At 62.1% G+C, this 16,046-nt stretch carries 12 protein-coding genes; 3 read left to right on the plus strand and 9 right to left on the minus strand.

Annotated elements, in window-relative coordinates:
* Positions 1 to 456 carry an LEA type 2 family protein gene (locus tag AAE484_RS05370; protein ID WP_341937317.1) on the minus strand — a complete coding sequence of 152 codons (456 nt, stop codon included), beginning with the start codon at positions 454 to 456 and terminating at the stop codon, positions 1 to 3.
* 262 nt (positions 457 to 718) lie between these two features.
* Here AAE484_RS05370 and AAE484_RS05375 point away from each other — a divergent pair, with 262 nt between their 5' ends.
* Complete coding sequence (locus tag AAE484_RS05375; RefSeq protein WP_341937318.1) at positions 719 to 1,057, plus strand: hypothetical protein; 339 nt, start codon at positions 719 to 721, stop codon at positions 1,055 to 1,057.
* A 90-nt stretch (positions 1,058 to 1,147) separates the two neighbouring features.
* Entirely contained in the window at positions 1,148 to 2,272 is a 1,125-nt protein-coding gene (locus tag AAE484_RS05380; RefSeq protein ID WP_341937319.1) for an FAD-dependent oxidoreductase, read from the plus strand.
* A gap of 24 nt (positions 2,273 to 2,296) precedes the next feature.
* Here the strand turns inward: AAE484_RS05380 and AAE484_RS05385 are convergent, their stop codons facing one another.
* The 4 genes from AAE484_RS05385 to AAE484_RS05400 are packed head-to-tail and all read right to left on the minus strand — an operon-like array spanning position 2,297 to position 6,132.
* Positions 2,297 to 2,659, minus strand: a complete 363-nt coding sequence (locus AAE484_RS05385) for a DUF2750 domain-containing protein (RefSeq protein WP_341937320.1) — start codon at positions 2,657 to 2,659, stop codon at positions 2,297 to 2,299.
* Between the two features lie 45 nt (positions 2,660 to 2,704).
* Positions 2,705 to 3,397, minus strand: a complete 693-nt coding sequence (locus AAE484_RS05390; protein ID WP_341937321.1) for a M48 family metallopeptidase — start codon at positions 3,395 to 3,397, stop codon at positions 2,705 to 2,707.
* A 17-nt stretch (positions 3,398 to 3,414) separates the two neighbouring features.
* A complete protein-coding gene (locus tag AAE484_RS05395; RefSeq protein WP_341937322.1) occupies positions 3,415 to 4,551 on the minus strand; it encodes a GNAT family N-acetyltransferase/peptidase C39 family protein in 1,137 nt (378 codons plus the stop codon).
* 3 nt (positions 4,552 to 4,554) lie between these two features.
* Positions 4,555 to 6,132, minus strand: a complete 1,578-nt coding sequence (locus AAE484_RS05400; protein ID WP_341937323.1) for a Na/Pi cotransporter family protein — start codon at positions 6,130 to 6,132, stop codon at positions 4,555 to 4,557.
* A gap of 142 nt (positions 6,133 to 6,274) precedes the next feature.
* Here AAE484_RS05400 and asd point away from each other — a divergent pair, with 142 nt between their 5' ends.
* Complete coding sequence (gene asd / locus AAE484_RS05405; RefSeq protein WP_341937324.1) at positions 6,275 to 7,135, plus strand: archaetidylserine decarboxylase; 861 nt, start codon at positions 6,275 to 6,277, stop codon at positions 7,133 to 7,135.
* Here the strand turns inward: asd and AAE484_RS05410 are convergent.
* The 4 genes from AAE484_RS05410 to gltB form a co-directional block, all read right to left on the minus strand.
* Positions 7,126 to 8,496 (minus strand): HD-GYP domain-containing protein, encoded by a 1,371-nt coding sequence (locus tag AAE484_RS05410; protein ID WP_341937325.1) that lies wholly within the window; start codon positions 8,494 to 8,496, stop codon positions 7,126 to 7,128. The genes asd and AAE484_RS05410 overlap by 10 nt on opposite strands.
* 113 nt (positions 8,497 to 8,609) lie before the next feature.
* Positions 8,610 to 9,695, minus strand: coding sequence for a uroporphyrinogen decarboxylase (gene hemE, locus AAE484_RS05415; RefSeq protein WP_341937326.1), 1,086 nt, complete (start codon positions 9,693 to 9,695; stop codon positions 8,610 to 8,612).
* Positions 9,696 to 9,728: 33 nt separating this feature from the next.
* Positions 9,729 to 11,147: an FAD-dependent oxidoreductase gene (locus AAE484_RS05420; RefSeq protein ID WP_341937327.1), complete on the minus strand. Its 1,419-nt coding sequence runs from the start codon at positions 11,145 to 11,147 to the stop codon at positions 9,729 to 9,731.
* A 113-nt stretch (positions 11,148 to 11,260) separates the two neighbouring features.
* Positions 11,261 to 15,712 carry a glutamate synthase large subunit gene (gene gltB / locus AAE484_RS05425; protein WP_341937328.1) on the minus strand — a complete coding sequence of 1,484 codons (4,452 nt, stop codon included), beginning with the start codon at positions 15,710 to 15,712 and terminating at the stop codon, positions 11,261 to 11,263.
* Positions 15,713 to 16,046 lie beyond the last annotated feature (334 nt).

Consider the following 16,046-nt stretch of genomic DNA (forward strand, 5'->3'; position numbering starts at 1 on the left):
TTAGTACTGCAGTTTTATTTCGCCCTGCTCCTGCACCCGCATGGCCGGCAACCATTGGCTGAAGTCCAGTTTGGCGTCAAAGTTATAGCTGACTCGGTCGCTCACTTCGCGGCGGGTAAAATGCTCCACCAGGCGGGCAATGGAGAGCAGGTTGGCCGAGACTTCCACGGTCACCGGCGTCTCCTCATAGGCCTTGAGCGTGGGCACACGACTGGTGGTGCCACTGAGAACCTCAATGTTTTCGATGCCGATGTTATAAGAGATCCCCCGCAGGGACAAATCCCGCCCGTTGGGGTTGCTGATCCCGAGGTGCACCGCAATGCGCTGATTCATCCCCTGAGAGGGCATCAACTCCAACCCCATCACTTTCACCTGCGGCTCTTCCAGCCCGATGGGAAAGTGAGAGCAGGCGCTCAACATCAGGACCAGCACCGCCAACCACAACCGATTTTGCACAGTTTTTCTCATAATTTCCCACTCGCTTCTGTTCATTTAATTGGAACGCCGCCGATCACTCAGCATACGTCATAGCGCAGACTCTCGTGACAGCCTCTCGGACTTTTGTGAGGCAGATCACGCGGGTCTGTTCGACCCTGTGTTGTAATGCGAAACCGCGCCCGGCGGTCAGTTAGTCTCGGGCCATCATGACGATCGGGCCAGCCACGTTGCCACCAGAGCAACGCGCCCCCTCAACCCGTCCCTTCAACGAGCCGTGCCTATGCCCAAACACTCACTCAACCCGGACGACTTACTGGGGAGCCGGGAAATCCGCTTCATCGACCGTCAGGAAACCAATTACCCCAGCCTGATGCGGCTATGCCTGGACTTCGACTTCTGCGTGCTGCAGTTGTTGCACAAAACCCCGGTGCCCACAGCCAATAAATCGTTTGTTCTGGTGACCCGCGACTACCGGCTGACCCCCACCGCCGCGATCAGCCCTGCGTTTGCCCAGATGGAGCAGCTCGAATCCTATGTCCAGCTGCACCAGGTGGATATTCTGCACGACTACCTCTTTGGCTTTGTGGATGAAGACATCGCCGGTAGCCAGGAGGCCTGATGCCCGCCCGTCCCGGTGAAGCGGGCACCGGGAATAGACGCTGGCGCCCGTCTCCGCTATGCTCTGGCCTTTTACCCGAGCCCTGCTCTTATGCGAACCTTGCTCCTGGTCGGTGGCGGACACACTCACGCGCTCTACCTGCTCAATGCCCGAGGGCTGCTACCAGACGATATCCGGGTCGTACTGATCTCTCCGGAACGCTTCGTGCCCTATCCGGGTATGCCACCCGGCCTGGTCGCCGGCCACTACCGCTTTCGCGACTGCCATATCGATCTGGGGCAGCTGTGCCGTGCCACTGAAACCGAACTGGTGTTTGGTCGGGCCGTCGGGCTCGACCCACAGGAGCGGCGAGTCACACTGGAAGACGGGACCAGCCTGGACTTCGACCTGGTATCGCTGAACACCGGCCTGCAGCCCGATACCCGTACCCCGGGAATCGAGACGCACGCCCTGAGCCTCAAGCCGATCAACCGGTTTCTGCCGTTGTGGCAGGAAACCCTGGAGCAACTGCATACCCGCGAGCGCATCGATCGGGTCAATCTGGGCGTGGTCGGAAACAACCTCACGGCGGTGGAAATGGCACTGGCTCTGCGCCACCGACTCGGTCGGGACGACAGCCTCAAGGCACCCGTTTCGATACATCTGGTCCACACCGGCGGCAAGCTGCTACCGGACTTCCCTCTGGCGGCCCAGCTCAGGGCAGCCCAGCTGTTGCAGGAGCGACAGGTTCGCGTGCACCCGTTGTTTGAGGTCGCCCGGGTGGAAGCGGACCAGATTCTGACCGAGCGCCAGCAACATCTGCCCATGGACAAAGTGATCTGGTGCCGGCCGGGCGAGGCCAGTCAGTGGCTGACCGACTCGGGGTTGACGGTGAATGACCGGGGGCTGATCCAGGTCAACCAGTCGCTTCAGTCAGTCAGCCACCCCGGTGTCTTTGCCGTGGGCGAAATCGCCAGTGCCGCCGGCCCCCTGCAGACCCAGACCGAGGCGCAGGCCGAGCGTCAGGCCAAAGTGCTGGCCGCCAATCTGGCGCGTGCCCTCGCTGGCGAGCCCTTGCGCACCTTCAAGCCGGCAAAGCGCGCCCTGAGCGTTCTGGCCTGTGGCGATGAGTTTGCCCTGGCGCGCTGGGGCAACTGGGTCTGGGGCGGCGCCTGGGTCTGGCGCTGGAAACAGCGCATGGAGCGCAAGTATATGGCTCAGTTTCCCAGACCGTAATGGCCGGGGTCACGCCCTACCCGCTCAGCTCAGCTCCTGCTCAAACTCTTCCAGCAGGTCGATGGGCTCCAGCTCTTCGCCTTCAAGCTCTTCGTCCCAGTTGACGCCGACCAGCAGCTCGTCGTCGTGCATTCCCGGGAGCCAGTCATCCAGCAACTCTTCCAGTTCGATGGCCACCGGCCGGTAGTCGCTCCACTCCTCGCGGCAGTGCGGCTGGGCCAGCTCCAGAGAGGACCAGAGTGGCATGACGTCGCTCTGCTCGTACTTCTCCGACGGGCAGAGCGCCCAGCCCTCGGGGCCTTCCAGGCCATACACTCCCCCTTTCTCCAGGGCTTCAACAATAAAGCGGTCGAGGTTTTCAACGGCGTCTTCGCTCATTGAGCTCATGGTGGGATTCCTAGTGCGACAGAGTGAATAGTAAAAACAGTGGAGTCAGAGCACCAGCGTCCGGCCATTGGCCTTGAGCCAGTCTCTGAGCTCCCGGTAATCGGGGCAGACCTGCTCCACCAGCTGCCAGAAGGCGCGGCTGTGGTTGTGATGGCGCAGGTGGCACACTTCGTGAGCCACAAGATAGTCCACAATGGACTCGGGGGCCAGCACAATCTGCCAGTTGTACTGAATGGCGCCGCGGCTGGTGCAGTGACCCCATTTGGAGCGGGTGACCCGCACGTTCACGCCGGTGCACCGCAGCCCCAGCCGGGCGGTCAGCCGATGGGTTTTCTCGGTCAGGAGCCTGAGGGCCTCGTCCCGATACCAGCCCTGCACCAATCGCCGCGTCTGCTCGCGCGCCGGTTGACGACTGCGCCGCGACAGGCCCACCCGTAGCTGACCGCCTCGGCGCTCGGCCCTGCCGGCCGGCGCTTCGGTCACATCCAATGCCAGTGTCGACCCCAGCCAGGGCAGCGATTCGCCCGTCACATAGCGGTACTCCGGGATGGCGGCCAGAAGCTGCTGCTGAGCGCGGATCTTGCTTCTGACCCAGGGGCCCTTGCGCTGAACCAGACGTGCCAGTTCCCGCTCGGAGACGCCCAGGGGCGCCCGCACCAGCAGGCGAGCATCGCGCACCTCGAGGCTGACTGTGCGCCGGCGGGTGGAGCGTTTCACTTCAAACTCGAATTCTGTCATACCGACTCCCTTCGCCCTCAGTCCAGGCCCGGGCGGGTGAGAATCACCGCCGTGCGCAGACGGCCGCGTCCGAAACTGCTCATCCGTTCAAAATCGGCCCGCGCCAGGGGCAGGTACTGACAATCCAGGGCCGTCTGGCCCTGACCGTCGGGGTCGGGATCATGGACGTAGATGCAGTCGTCATCGTAACCACTCATCACCACCCAGTGCGGGGCTTTTTTCTTGTCCATCCGGTAAGTGCTGATCAGAATCAGGGGCACGCCGCCACGCTCAAAGGCGGTAATCAGGTCATCCTGGCGCAGGTCCCGGTAATGTACCGGGGTATCGCGCCGCTCCAGAGCGGCGCGATAATCCTCATGCACCAGCGTCATCACCGGCTTCTTGCTCTCATCGCGCACACCGTCCAGAAACAGTGGGCCGGGCTGATTGACCCAGACCTCGGCGGCAAAGCCACGCTCCAGCGCCGCCAGCGCCAGCCCCATGGGGTGGCATCCGCCGTGGCCGGAGGTCATGAAAATGGTCGTGGACTCGCGCCAGAGGCGCAGTTCTTCGGTTGCGGAGGGAATATACTCCGGATCCAGTGCGGCCAGGGCCATCATCAGCGCAGCGGGGCCGCAGGTGAAGCGGGTCCCCTGGGCCAGCCAGGGAATGGCGCGATGGTAGGCCGTATCACTCACCAGCCGGATGCGCTTCTGGTAACGCAGGGCATCGCTGTGATCTTCGTAGTAGTCCTGGTAGAGCCCGAACTGCTTGTAGCCCAGCGTCTCATAGAGCGCGATCGCGTTGCGATTCTGACTACTGACCTCAAGGCGCATGTAGAAGCACCCGCTCGAGCGCGCCCCCTCCTCCCCCGACGCGATCAGCCGACGGGCCAGCCCCCGGCCACGGTAGTCCGGGTCCACGGCCAATGAGTAAATGCGCGCCAGCCGGGTGCCCCGGTGAAACAGCACCAGAATGTACCCCGCCAGCCGCTGGCCATCGCGGGCCAGCAGGAACACGCACTGATCGCCATCAAGCCAGCGCCGAAAACTGCGCCGGCTGAGCCGGTCACTGTCAAAGCAGCGCTGCTCGAGCGCCACCAGATCATCGAGGTCGGGGGCCGTGGCCGCCACCAGCGAGGGTTCGGCGATATTCTGGGAGGGTATGGAGGTCATAGGTTATTGCCGCTGGTTGCGCCGGTAGTTGAGTTCGCGACTGTGTAGATCGATCCGCTCTATATGCACCGCCACCCGCTGTAACCAGCGCAGCAGCTCCATACGGCCAACCCCTCGCTTGAAATCCAGACGCCCCTGCGCGATGTCGTGCATGGTCTGTTGCCGCGTAGTTTGCTCGATTTCGGTCATTTCTGCGACCAATTCCTTCACTCGTTCCAGCGCCAACGTCTGCTTGCCGTTGAGCACGTGGACCAGTTGACCCAGTAGCGCCCGCGCCCGGGGAAGATCCTCACTCTCGCGCAGCGCCATGGAGACCGTCTTGTTTTCGCAGCGTTCGAGCAGACGCTGCAGGTGCTCCACGACCTGAATGGCCGCCAGCAGGCGCTCCCACTGGCTGCCCGAGGTGTCCTCCAGGTGAATGGCGTCAAGATATTCCTGCACATCATCCAGCTCCCGGCCCATATCCCCCAGCGGCGCCGAACGGCTGGTTTCCCCCAGAATATAGGTCAACTGCTCGGCGATACGCGCCACCTGCTCGGCCAGCACTTTCTGCACCGCTGTCAGTGCCAGCTCGGGGTATTTGAGCAGGCCGCGATCCAGGATCTGCTGATAGCCGAAGGGCTTTTCCGGAAACAGCCGCTCGATCAGACGGGCGAACTGCCGGGTGAACGGCAGCACGCAGAGCACCCCGAGCAGGTTGAACGCGGTATGGAAGCCCACCAGGGCGAATTCTTCCTGGGCGTCAAAGACGGCGGGAGAAGCCCACTGCCAGAAGGCGATATAGGGGGTGATCAGAAACAGGGCAATGGCACTGACCGAGGTGTTGTACACCACATGGGAGAAGCCGGTACGGCGCACCGCCACATTGCCCCCGATGGTGGCCACAGCGGCGGTAAAGCTGGTGCCGATGTTCATGCCCACCACCAGCGCCGCGGCCTGTTCAAAGACAATGGCATCGGTGTACAGGGCGGTAAGTGCCGCTACAACCCCGGCACTGGAAGACTGGGTCACGATAGTGAACAGGACCCCCACCAGCACCAGCTTGAGCTTGCCGGAGAGGCTGTCGGCCGGAAACTGCCTGAAATCCACGAACTCGCGCAGCCCCTCCATGCCGCCCTGCATGCCCTCGATGCCGATGAAGATCAGCCCGAAGCCGGCCAGCGCAAACCCCAGCCCGCCCAGAGAGCGGGAGGCGAACAGCCGGATCATGGCGCCGACAAACACCAGCACAGCGGCCATCACCGACAGTTTCAGTTTGAAGCCGATGACCGCCACCAACCAGCCGGTCATGGTGGTGCCCAGCGCCGAGCCGAAGACAATGCCGAGTGCCTGGGAAAAGCTGAGCAGGCCCGCGCCCACAAACCCCACGGTCGCCACAATGGTGGCGCTGGAGGATTGCAGGATCGCCGTGCTGGTCAGCCCGGTCATCACACCGGTGAGTGGACTGCGGGTAAAGCGCATCAACACGCCCCGGATGGCGTCGCCGGCCAGCGCGCGCAGACCCTCGGTCATCAGTGTCATGCCCAGCAGGAACAGGCCGAGCCCGCCCAGCACCTCGATCACTACTCGCGTCAGATCCATCCCGTGCGGCACCCCATACCGAACGTAAAGAAAGCACCGAACGCAAAGGCAGGCAGCGGAAAGGCAAGATGGAAAACCACAGATTTGCTAAGATGACGCCGCATTCTTGATTGGACCGCCCAGCTCCTGAGAAAGAGAAACCATGAACGAGAAATTATTCGCTGCCCTTCAGTATATCACGCCCCAGCACCGGCTCTCGCGTGCCGCCGGCTGGCTGGCCAATCACCGAGCCCCGGCAATCAAAAACCGGTTTATCGAGTGGTTCATCAAACGCTACCAGGTCGATATGAGTGAGGCCGCCGAGGAAAACCCGCGCGCCTATGCCTGTTTCAATGACTTTTTCACCCGGGCACTGAAGCCCGACGCCCGGCCCATCGCGCCCGAGAGCGAGGCGGTTGTCTGCCCCGCCGACGGAGTCATCAGCCAATTGGGCACCATCAGTGAAGGCCGTATTTTCCAGGCCAAGGGCCAGCTCTACACAACGCGGGAGCTGCTCGGCGGCGATGAACAGCTGGCGCACGAATTCGATGACGGCGCCTTTGCCACGGTTTATCTCGCCCCCAAGGATTATCACCGGGTGCATATTCCGTACGGCGGTCAGCTGCGGACCACCGTGGCCATCCCGGGCGACCTGTTTTCGGTCAACAACGCCACCGCCAATCAGGTACCGCGCCTGTTTTCACGCAACGAGCGGCTGGTGGCCATTTTTGATACCGACCGGGGCCCCATGGCCGTGGTGCTGGTGGGTGCAATGATTGTCGCAGGTATCGAAACGGTCTGGGGCGGCGAAGCGGCTCCGGTCAAACGGCGAATCCAGACCCTGGACTACCGCCCGGGACAGAAGGCCATCTCCCTGGAAAAAGGCGAGGAAATGGGCCGCTTCAAGCTCGGCTCCACCGCCATCGTGCTATTTGCCAAAGATCGGGTAGAGTGGGACACGGCGTACAGCGCCGGCAGCCGCACCCGGATGGGTGAGAGACTGGGGAACGCGATTCAGGGCTGAAACCGCTCGAGCAGCGACATCAGGCCGGACTTTTCCTGTTTCAGGATGTAACTGTCGCGCACGGCGGTGATATCCACCTCATAGCTGCCCGGCTCCAGGTCGCGCGCGATCTCGACTTTCTCGATCTCTTCCAAGGTCTTTTTACCCGAGTCGATCAGTGCCTGCTTGCGTCGGTCGTCCTCGGCAAGGTCAAACACCTGAGGCGACTCGAGGGGCGACTTGACCGCATCGAGCACCAGCATCACCTTGGGTTTGAGGCGACGCTCAAAGTTCTGTTCGACCACCACACCCACTTCGCCGGTGCTCAGTTCCACCAGGGTGCCCGTCGGATACAGACCGATGGCGCGGATGAATTCCACCACCAGCTCTTCCTGAAACTGCGTGTTGCGCAGCTCATACAGCCGACTGACCGCCTTGGAGGGCGCAATGGGTTGGCTGGCGCCCCGGGGGTTGGTGGTGTTGTCATAAAAGGTCACGACCCCCGCTATCTTGCCCAGCAGCGGGATTTTGTCGCCCTGGAGGTGGAGCGGGAAACCGCTGCCGTTGAGCCGCTCACAGTGGGTTTTGACCACACTGATCACGCGCGGCTCAACCCCCGGGGTTTTGCGCAGGATCTCCACCCCTCTTTCCACGAAGCTCTCGTACTGCTTCTCCTCGTCGGGCGTGCGCTGGGTCTTGGTGAGCAGCCCCTGGTCGAGCTTCACCTTGCCCACATCCTTGAGCAGTACCCCCATGGCGAGCACATCGAGATCGCGCTTGGGCAGCCCGATATGGCGCCCGAAAAGAATGGCCCAGACCGAGCAGCGAATGGCGTGGCTGTAGGTATATTCGTCTTTTTCCTGCACCCGCGACAGCCAGGTGAAGGCGTCGGGGTTGCGCACCACACTGTCTACCATGTCGCTCGCCAGGCGTTTGGTTTCCAGAATCGGTACCCGGTGCAATTCGTTGCTGCCCAGGTAGTCCAGCACCTCGCCCACGGCGTGGTAAACGCTCTGGTGCAGCTGACGGGCTTTCTTGATTTCCTTTTTGAGTGGCTGAACCGGGCCGTACTGATGGCGCTGGATGCGCAGCGGGGCCACATTGACCTTGGCGGGGGCGTGCTTGTTCTCGCGGGCGGTGATGCGGCTGCGCAGGCTGTCTGAAGGGATGGTCTGCAGGTTGGTAGACACCGGGGAACGCCCTCTGACCACATCGATATAGACGTGTTTGCAGAGGCTTTTGAGCTGCCGAATCTCGTCCAGATCCCGGATAAAGAAGCCTTGGAGGGGAAACGGGGTCTGGGTCCAGGGTCGATCGAGACCCGAGACATACATGCCAACGGTAATTTCGTTGACATCCAGTTTGACTTGTTTGATTCCCACTAAGGTGCCCTCTAAGCCGTGAGGCCGGCGTCAAATCCATCTATTCAGCCAGTGTAGTCAAAAACCAGGCAGGATGCTACAGATAGTGAATCAGAACCCTCCGCGGAGTCAAGCTACCCCTCCCGGTGCTTCGACGACTCATGGTACTGGGCCGAAAGCTCGTGTACCGCCCGGATGAAAGCCCCCGCGTGCTCGGGATCAACTTCAGGGGTGATGCCGTGACCCAGGTTGAACACATGGCCGGGCCCCGTGCCGTAGGAGGCGAGAATATCGGCCACTTCCGCCCGGATACGGTCGGGGCGGGCATATAGAATGGTCGGGTCCATATTGCCCTGCAGGGCGACCCGGTCGCCCACCCGACGACGGGCCTGGCCGATGTCCGTGGTCCAGTCCAGGCCCAGGGCATCGGCGCCGGTATCGGCCATGCGCTCCAGCCACTGACCGCCGCCTTTGGTGAAGAGGATGACGGGCACCTGACGCCCTTCGTGTTCGCGGATCAGGCCGCTGACGATCTGCTGCAGATAGCGCAGCGAGAACTCTTCATAGGCTGCGTGGGACAGGGCGCCACCCCAGGTATCAAAAATCTGGATCACCTGGGCGCCAGCGCGGATCTGACCATTCAGGTAGCCGATCACCGACTGCGCCAGTGTGTCCAGCAACTGATGCATCAGCTCGGGGCGGTCGTACATCATCTGCTTGGCAATGCGGAAGTCCCGGCTGGAGCCACCTTCGATCATGTAGGTCGCCAGGGTCCAGGGGCTGCCGGAGAAGCCGATCAGCGGTACCCGTCCACCCAGCTCACGGCGGATGGTTTTGACCGCGTCCAGCACATAGGGCAGATCCGCGTCCGGGTCGACGACATCGAGCGCGTTGATATCGGCTTCGGTGCGCACCGGTTTGCGGAATTTGGGGCCCTCACCCGGCTCGAAATACAGCCCCAGCCCCATGGCATCGGGGATGGTGAGAATATCGGAGAACAGGATGGCCCCGTCCAGCGGGTAGCGCTCCAGCGGCTGGAGCGTGACTTCACAGGCCAGGTCCGGGTTACCGCACAGGCCCATGAAGTCTCCGGCCCGCTCGCGGGTGGCCCGGTACTCGGGCAGATAGCGCCCGGCCTGGCGCATCATCCACACGGGAGTGACGTCGACGGGTTGCCGGGCCAGGGCGCGGAGCAGGCGATCGTTCTTGAGTTCGGTCATAGAAGGCTCAATTGTGGGGTCGAGGCGCGGGGCCTAGACCTCCAGATAGTCGAGAATACCGTCGGCCGCTTCGCGCCCTTCCCAGATGGCGGTGACCACCAGGTCGGAGCCGCGCACCATGTCGCCACCGGCAAAGACTTTGGGGTTCGCGGTCTGGAACTTGTATTCCTGCACTTCCGGCGCTTCCACACCGCCCCAGTCGGAGACCTTGATGCCGTGATCATCAAACCAGGGCGCCGGGCTCGGACGGAAGCCGAATGCCACCAGCACCACATCCGCAGGCAGAACTTCTTCACTGCCGGGCACCGGTTCGGGGCGGCGACGGCCGTTTTCATCCGGCTCGCCCAGCTCGGTGGTCACCACCTTCACACCCTCGACCCGGTCTTCGCCCACAATGGCTACCGGCTGACGGTTGAACAGAAACTTCACGCCCTCCTCTTTGGCGTTGGCCACTTCTCGCCGGGAGCCGGGCATGTTTTCTTCGTCGCGGCGGTAGGCGCAGGTCACGCTCTCGGCGCCCTGGCGAATGGAGGTGCGGTTACAGTCCATGGCCGTGTCACCACCACCCAGAACCACAACACGCTGCCCCTTTACACTGATGAAGTCCTGCGGGTCTTTTTCAAAACCCATGTTGCGGTTCACGTTGGCCACCAGAAACGGCAGCGCATCGTGTACGCCGGGCAGATCTTCACCGGGGAACCCGCCTTTCATGTAGGTGTAGGTCCCCATCCCCATGAAGATGGCATCGTATTCATCCATCAATTCTTCGATGGTGACGTCTTTGCCCACCTCGGTGTTCAGGCGGAACTCCATGCCCATTTCGGTGAAAATTTCCCGACGACGGGTCATCACGTCTTTGTCCAGCTTGAACTCGGGAATGCCAAAGGTCAGAAGACCCCCGATCTCCGGGTAGCGATCGAATACCACTGGCTTGACGCCGCTGCGCACCAGTACATCGGCGCAGCCGAGGCCGGCCGGACCGGCGCCGATGATGGCCACCTTCTTCTCGGTCCATTTGACCTCGGACATGTCCGGCTTCCAGCCCATGGCAAAGGCGGTGTCGGTAATGTACTTTTCGGCGTTGCCGATGGTCACCGCGCCAAAACCGTCATTCAGGGTACAGGCGCCCTCACACAGCCGGTCCTGCGGGCAGACCCGGCCGCAGACCTCGGGCAGGGAGTTGGTCTGGTGGCTCAGCTCGGCCGCCTCGAAGATGTTGCCCTCCGAAATCAGCTTGAGCCAGTTGGGAATGAAGTTGTGTACCGGGCACTTCCACTCGCAGTAGGGGTTGCCACAGTGCAGGCACCGGTGTGACTGACTGGCGGCCTCTTCCTGGGTGAAGGGTTCGTAAATTTCCACAAACTGGTGCTGGCGCACCTCCATATCCTTTTTTGCAGGATCCTGGCGGCCCACATCAATAAACTGGAAATTGTTGCTCAAACGTCCGGCCATAATTACTGCCTCAGCTAATCGGTTGGGACCCGCGCCGCACCGGGCGACGGGTCCGCTCTTTCTTTGTTTGACCTTTCTTTGTCGGGTCGGGCACGCTCAAAGCGCACCCAGGCTTACTCGCCGCGCTTTTCCATGTCGTTGAGCAAGCTGGAAAGGTTCGCGGCCTTGGGTTTCACCAGCCAGAACTTGCCCACGTAACCGTCGAAATCATCGAGCAGGTGCTGGCCCCACTCGCTCTCGGTCTCGCGGACGAATTCGGCAATCACGCCGCGCAGATGGTTGCGATGCGCTTCGAGCGACTCGCCATCCACCCGGTGGATTTCCACCAGCTCGTGGTTGTATCGGTCGACAAAGGTATTGTCTTCATCCAGCACATAGGCAAAGCCACCGGTCATGCCCGCGCCGAAGTTGACGCCGGTGCGGCCCAGCACGGTGATCACACCACCGGTCATGTATTCACAGCAGTGATCGCCCGCGCCTTCCACCACCACATGGGCGCCGGAGTTGCGCACACCACAGCGCTCACCCGCCTGGCCGGCGGCGAATACCTTACCGCCCGTGGCGCCGTATAGGCAGGTGTTGCCCATGATGCTGGTGTCCTGGGACTTGAAGCTGGAATTGCGCGGTGGGCGCAGCACCAGCTTGCCGCCCGCCATGCCTTTGCCGACATAGTCGTTGGCGTCGCCTTCCAGATACATATCCAGGCCGCCCGCGTTCCAGACGCCGAAGCTCTGCCCGGCGACGCCGGTCAACTTCAGCGTAATGGGCGTGTCAGCCATGCCCTGGTTGCCGTGGCGTTTTGCAATCTCACCGCTGATACGCGCGCCGATGGAGCGGTCGCAGTTGGTCACCCGGAACTCGAATTCGCCGCCGGATTTGTCTTCAACCGCCGAGATCACGTCTTTGACCATGGCTTCGGCCAGCTCACCCTTATCGAAGGGGGTGTTGCGGGCCACACCACACAGCTGGGGCTTGGACTCGAGCAAGTCATCGGTGTAGATGATGCGGCTCAGATCCAGACGCTTCTGCTTGCTGGTGGTCCCTTCGATGGCCTCCAGCAGATCCACACGGCCGACCAGGTCCGCCAGGCTGCGCACGCCCATCTGGGCCATCAGCTCACGGGTTTCTTCGGCCACGAACTTGAAGAAGTTCATGGCCATTTCCACGGTGCCGATGTAGTGGTTGCGGCGCAGATCATCGCGCTGGGTCGCCACACCGGTGGCGCAGTTGTTCAGGTGACAGATGCGCAGGTACTTACAGCCCATGGCCACCATGGGCCCGGTACCAAAGCCGAAGCTCTCGGCCCCCAGCATGGCCGCCTTGACCACGTCCAGGCCGGTCTTGAGGCCACCGTCAGTCTGCACCCGCACCTTGTCGCGCAGGTCGTTCGCGCGCAGCATCTGGTGGGTCTCGCTCAAGCCCAGCTCCCAGGGAGAGCCGGCATAGCGGATGGAGGTCAGCGGACTGGCCGCGGTACCGCCGTCGTAACCGGAGATGGTGATCAGGTCGGCGTAGGCCTTGGCCACACCGGCCGCGATGGTGCCCACGCCCGGGCGTGACACCAGCTTGACCGACACCAGGGCATCCGGGTTCACCTGCTTGAGGTCGAAGATCAGCTGAGCCAGATCTTCAATGGAATAGATGTCGTGGTGCGGCGGCGGTGAAATCAGGGTCACTCCGGGCACCGAGAAACGCAGCCGGGCAATCAGCTCATTCACTTTGCCGCCGGGCAACTGGCCGCCCTCACCGGGCTTGGCGCCCTGGGCCACCTTGATCTGGAGCACTTCGGCATTGACCAGGTAGTGCGGTGTCACGCCAAAGCGACCGGAGGCGATCTGCTTGATCTTGGAGACCTTGTCGGTACCAAAGCGGGCCGGGTCTTCGCCGCCCTCACCACTGTTGGAGCGCCCGCCCAGCCGGTTCATGGCCTGGGCCAGACATTCGTGCGCCTCGGGCGAGAGGGCACCGAGCGACATGCCCGCCGAGTCGAAGCGCTTGATGATGTCTTCCATCGGCTCCACTTCACTGAGCGGAATCGGTTTGGCGCCCTCGCGCAACTTGAGCAGGTCACGCAGAGTCGCCACCGGCCGCTCATTGACCAGGCCGGAGTAGTCCCGCCACAGAGCGTAGTCGCCGGACTGGACGGCACGCTGCAGAGTCTGGATCACATCCGGATTGAAGGCGTGATACTCCTGACCGTGCACATACTTGAGAATGCCGCCCTGCACAATCGGCTTGCGCGCCAGCCAGGCGGATTTGGCGATGATCTTCTGATCGTCTTCCAGATCCTCGAAGGTGGCGCCCTGAATGCGCGATTGGGTCCCGGTAAAGCAGGTGTCCACGATTTCATCGGCCAGCCCCACCGCTTCAAACAGCTGGGCGCCCCGGTAGGAGGTGATGGTGGAAATACCCATTTTGGACAGGATCTTGAGCAGCCCCTTGTCCACCCCCTTGCGGTAGCCCTTGTAGGCCTGGTCGGTGTCGAGCAGCAGCTCGCCGGTATCCATCAGGTAGTTCAGTACGTGATAGCTCAGGTAGGGATAGACCGCGGTGGCACCGTAACCGATCAGTGTCGCAATCTGGTGGGAGTCCCGGGCGGTGCCGGTTTCCACCACAATATTGGCGTCGCAGCGCAGTCCCACTTTGGTCAGATGGTGATGCACCGCCCCGGTCGCCAGCAGGGCATGCACCGGCAACTGACCTTTTTCCATGCCATTGTCGCTCAGCACCAGAATGACCTTGCCCGCGGCGACCTGCCGCTCGGCTTCGGCACAGACGTCGGCCACAGCCTGCTTCAGGCTGCTCTGATCGGGGTCGTAGGCCAGCGATACCACAGTCGCTTCGTACCCCGGACGGGGAACGTCCATCAGCGCCCGGAACTTGGCCGGTGACAGAACGGGCGTGCCCAGGATCACCCGGTCAGCGTGCTCTTCGGTTTCTTCATACACCGACAGCTCGCGTCCCAGACAGGTTTCCAGTGACATCACAATGGCTTCGCGCAGCGGGTCGATTGCCGGGTTGGTGACCTGTGCAAACTGCTGACGGAAATAGTCATACAGCGGCCGCTGTTTGGTGGACAGCACCGCCATGGGGGTATCGTCGCCCATGGAGCCTACCGCTTCCTGGCCTCCCTCGGCGAGCGGACGCAGCACCTGGTCGCGCTCCTCAAAGGTCACCTGAAACAGCTTCATATAGGCCTTGAGCTGCTCTTCGCTCAACCCCTCTTCAGCGACATCGTTTTCCAGTGTCGCTTCAATGCGCAGGGCGTTGTCTTTCAACCACTGCCGGTATGGCTGACGGCCCTTGAGCTGCTCGTCAATGTCTTTGGTGTGGTACAGCTTGCCGGTTTCGGTGTCGACCGACAGGATCTGACCGGGCCCCAGACGCCCCTTGGCCACGACGTCTTCAGGCTTATAGCCATAGGTTCCCACTTCGGACGCCACAGTGATTATGTCGTCTTTGGTGATCACCCAACGCGAGGGACGCAGGCCGTTGCGGTCCAGGGTACAGACCGCATAGCGACCGTCGGTGATCACCAGACCGGCGGGACCATCCCAGGGCTCCACATGCATGGAGTTGTATTCGTAGAACGCGCGCAACTGCGGATCCATGTGCTCGACATTCTGCCAGGCCGGCGGCACCAGCATGCGCACCGCCCGGTGCAGTTCCATACCACCGGTAATCAGCACTTCGAGCATATTGTCCAGACTGGAGGAATCGGACCCTTCGCGGTTGACCAGGGGCGCGACACTCTCCAGGTTGGGCAAAAGGGAAGTGCTGAACTTTGAAGTCCGGGCCACCGACCAGTTGCGGTTCCCCATCACGGTATTGATTTCACCGTTGTGGGCCAGCATGCGGAAGGGTTGCGCCAGCGGCCACTGGGGCAGCGTATTGGTGGAGAAGCGCTGGTGGAACACACAGATCGCCGTCTCCAGGCGCGGGTCCGCCAGGTCGGTAAAAAAGCGGGGCAGGTCCACCGGCATCATCAACCCTTTATAGGAGATGACCGTGGAGCTGAAGCTGGCGATATAGAACGACTTGTCCTCGGCCAGCCGGACCTCGGCCTGACGCCGAGCCAGAAACAGGCGGGCATTGAACTCCGCGGAGCTCAGCTCGCCGTCATTGTTGATGAACAGGTGGTTGAAGACCGGCAGGGACTCCAGGGCAATCGGTCCCAGGCAGCCACTGTCGACCGGCACTTCACGCCAGCCCGCCGGCGAGAGCGATTGCGCGCGCAGCTCTTCCTCGACAACCTGGCGGGCACTTTGCGCCTGGGCTTCGTCGGTGCTGAGCATCACCGAGCCCACACCGTAGATGTCGGTCAGTTCAGTATCGCAGGCCTCTTTGGCCACGGCCCGCAGAAATCCGTCCGGCTTTTGCAGCAACAGGCCACAGCCGTCACCGGTCTTGCCATCCGCTGCGATACCGCCGCGGTGAGTCATGCAGGTCAGCGACTCAATGGCGGTCTCGAGCAAGCGGTGGCTGGCCTGGCCCTTCAAGTGGGCAATCAGGCCGAAGCCGCAGTTGTCTTTGAACTCATCTAAGCTGTAGAGGCCCGTGGTCATACGCTGTCTCTCTCGATACCGATAGATCCCGAAGTGTGACACAGCTCACACTCCAGACAAAAAAGCCCCTGCATAAAGGGGCCGGGCAAATGGGCGCAGCATATTACCCGCTCGCCACCGCAAAGGCAAGGCAAACGGGATGCCAACCGCCACTATCTTGTGCTAAAAACGCCGAAAACAGCCGAACACGACGATATCGTCGGCCATTTACAGCCAACGAGTTCATTTTCTGTGACGGGAGCGAACCGGCTCGCCCGGTCGGACACCGGGTCGGGTGACACCGCCTCCGATCCGCGACGCCCGGCGCCGCAACCCGAAACGGGCAAGGCTTCAA

It is taken from the genome of Marinimicrobium sp. C2-29 (assembly GCF_038419845.1).
Classification (GTDB): Bacteria; Pseudomonadota; Gammaproteobacteria; order Pseudomonadales; family Cellvibrionaceae; genus Marinimicrobium.

Bases quoted from the DNA above. Each gene is read 5' to 3' on its own strand.
- AAE484_RS05375 (WP_341937318.1), top strand. From the start codon at position 719: ATGCCCAAACACTCACTCAACCCGGACGACTTACTGGGGAGCCGGGAA.
- AAE484_RS05380 (WP_341937319.1), top strand. From the start codon at position 1,148: ATGCGAACCTTGCTCCTGGTCGGTGGCGGACACACTCACGCGCTCTAC.
- AAE484_RS05385 (WP_341937320.1), bottom strand. From the start codon at position 2,659: ATGAGCTCAATGAGCGAAGACGCCGTTGAAAACCTCGACCGCTTTATT.
- AAE484_RS05390 (WP_341937321.1), bottom strand. From the start codon at position 3,397: ATGACAGAATTCGAGTTTGAAGTGAAACGCTCCACCCGCCGGCGCACA.
- AAE484_RS05395 (WP_341937322.1), bottom strand. From the start codon at position 4,551: ATGACCTCCATACCCTCCCAGAATATCGCCGAACCCTCGCTGGTGGCG.
- AAE484_RS05400 (WP_341937323.1), bottom strand. From the start codon at position 6,132: ATGGATCTGACGCGAGTAGTGATCGAGGTGCTGGGCGGGCTCGGCCTG.
- asd (WP_341937324.1), top strand. From the start codon at position 6,275: ATGAACGAGAAATTATTCGCTGCCCTTCAGTATATCACGCCCCAGCAC.
- hemE (WP_341937326.1), bottom strand. From the start codon at position 9,695: ATGACCGAACTCAAGAACGATCGCCTGCTCCGCGCCCTGGCCCGGCAA.
- AAE484_RS05420 (WP_341937327.1), bottom strand. From the start codon at position 11,147: ATGGCCGGACGTTTGAGCAACAATTTCCAGTTTATTGATGTGGGCCGC.
- gltB (WP_341937328.1), bottom strand. From the start codon at position 15,712: ATGACCACGGGCCTCTACAGCTTAGATGAGTTCAAAGACAACTGCGGC.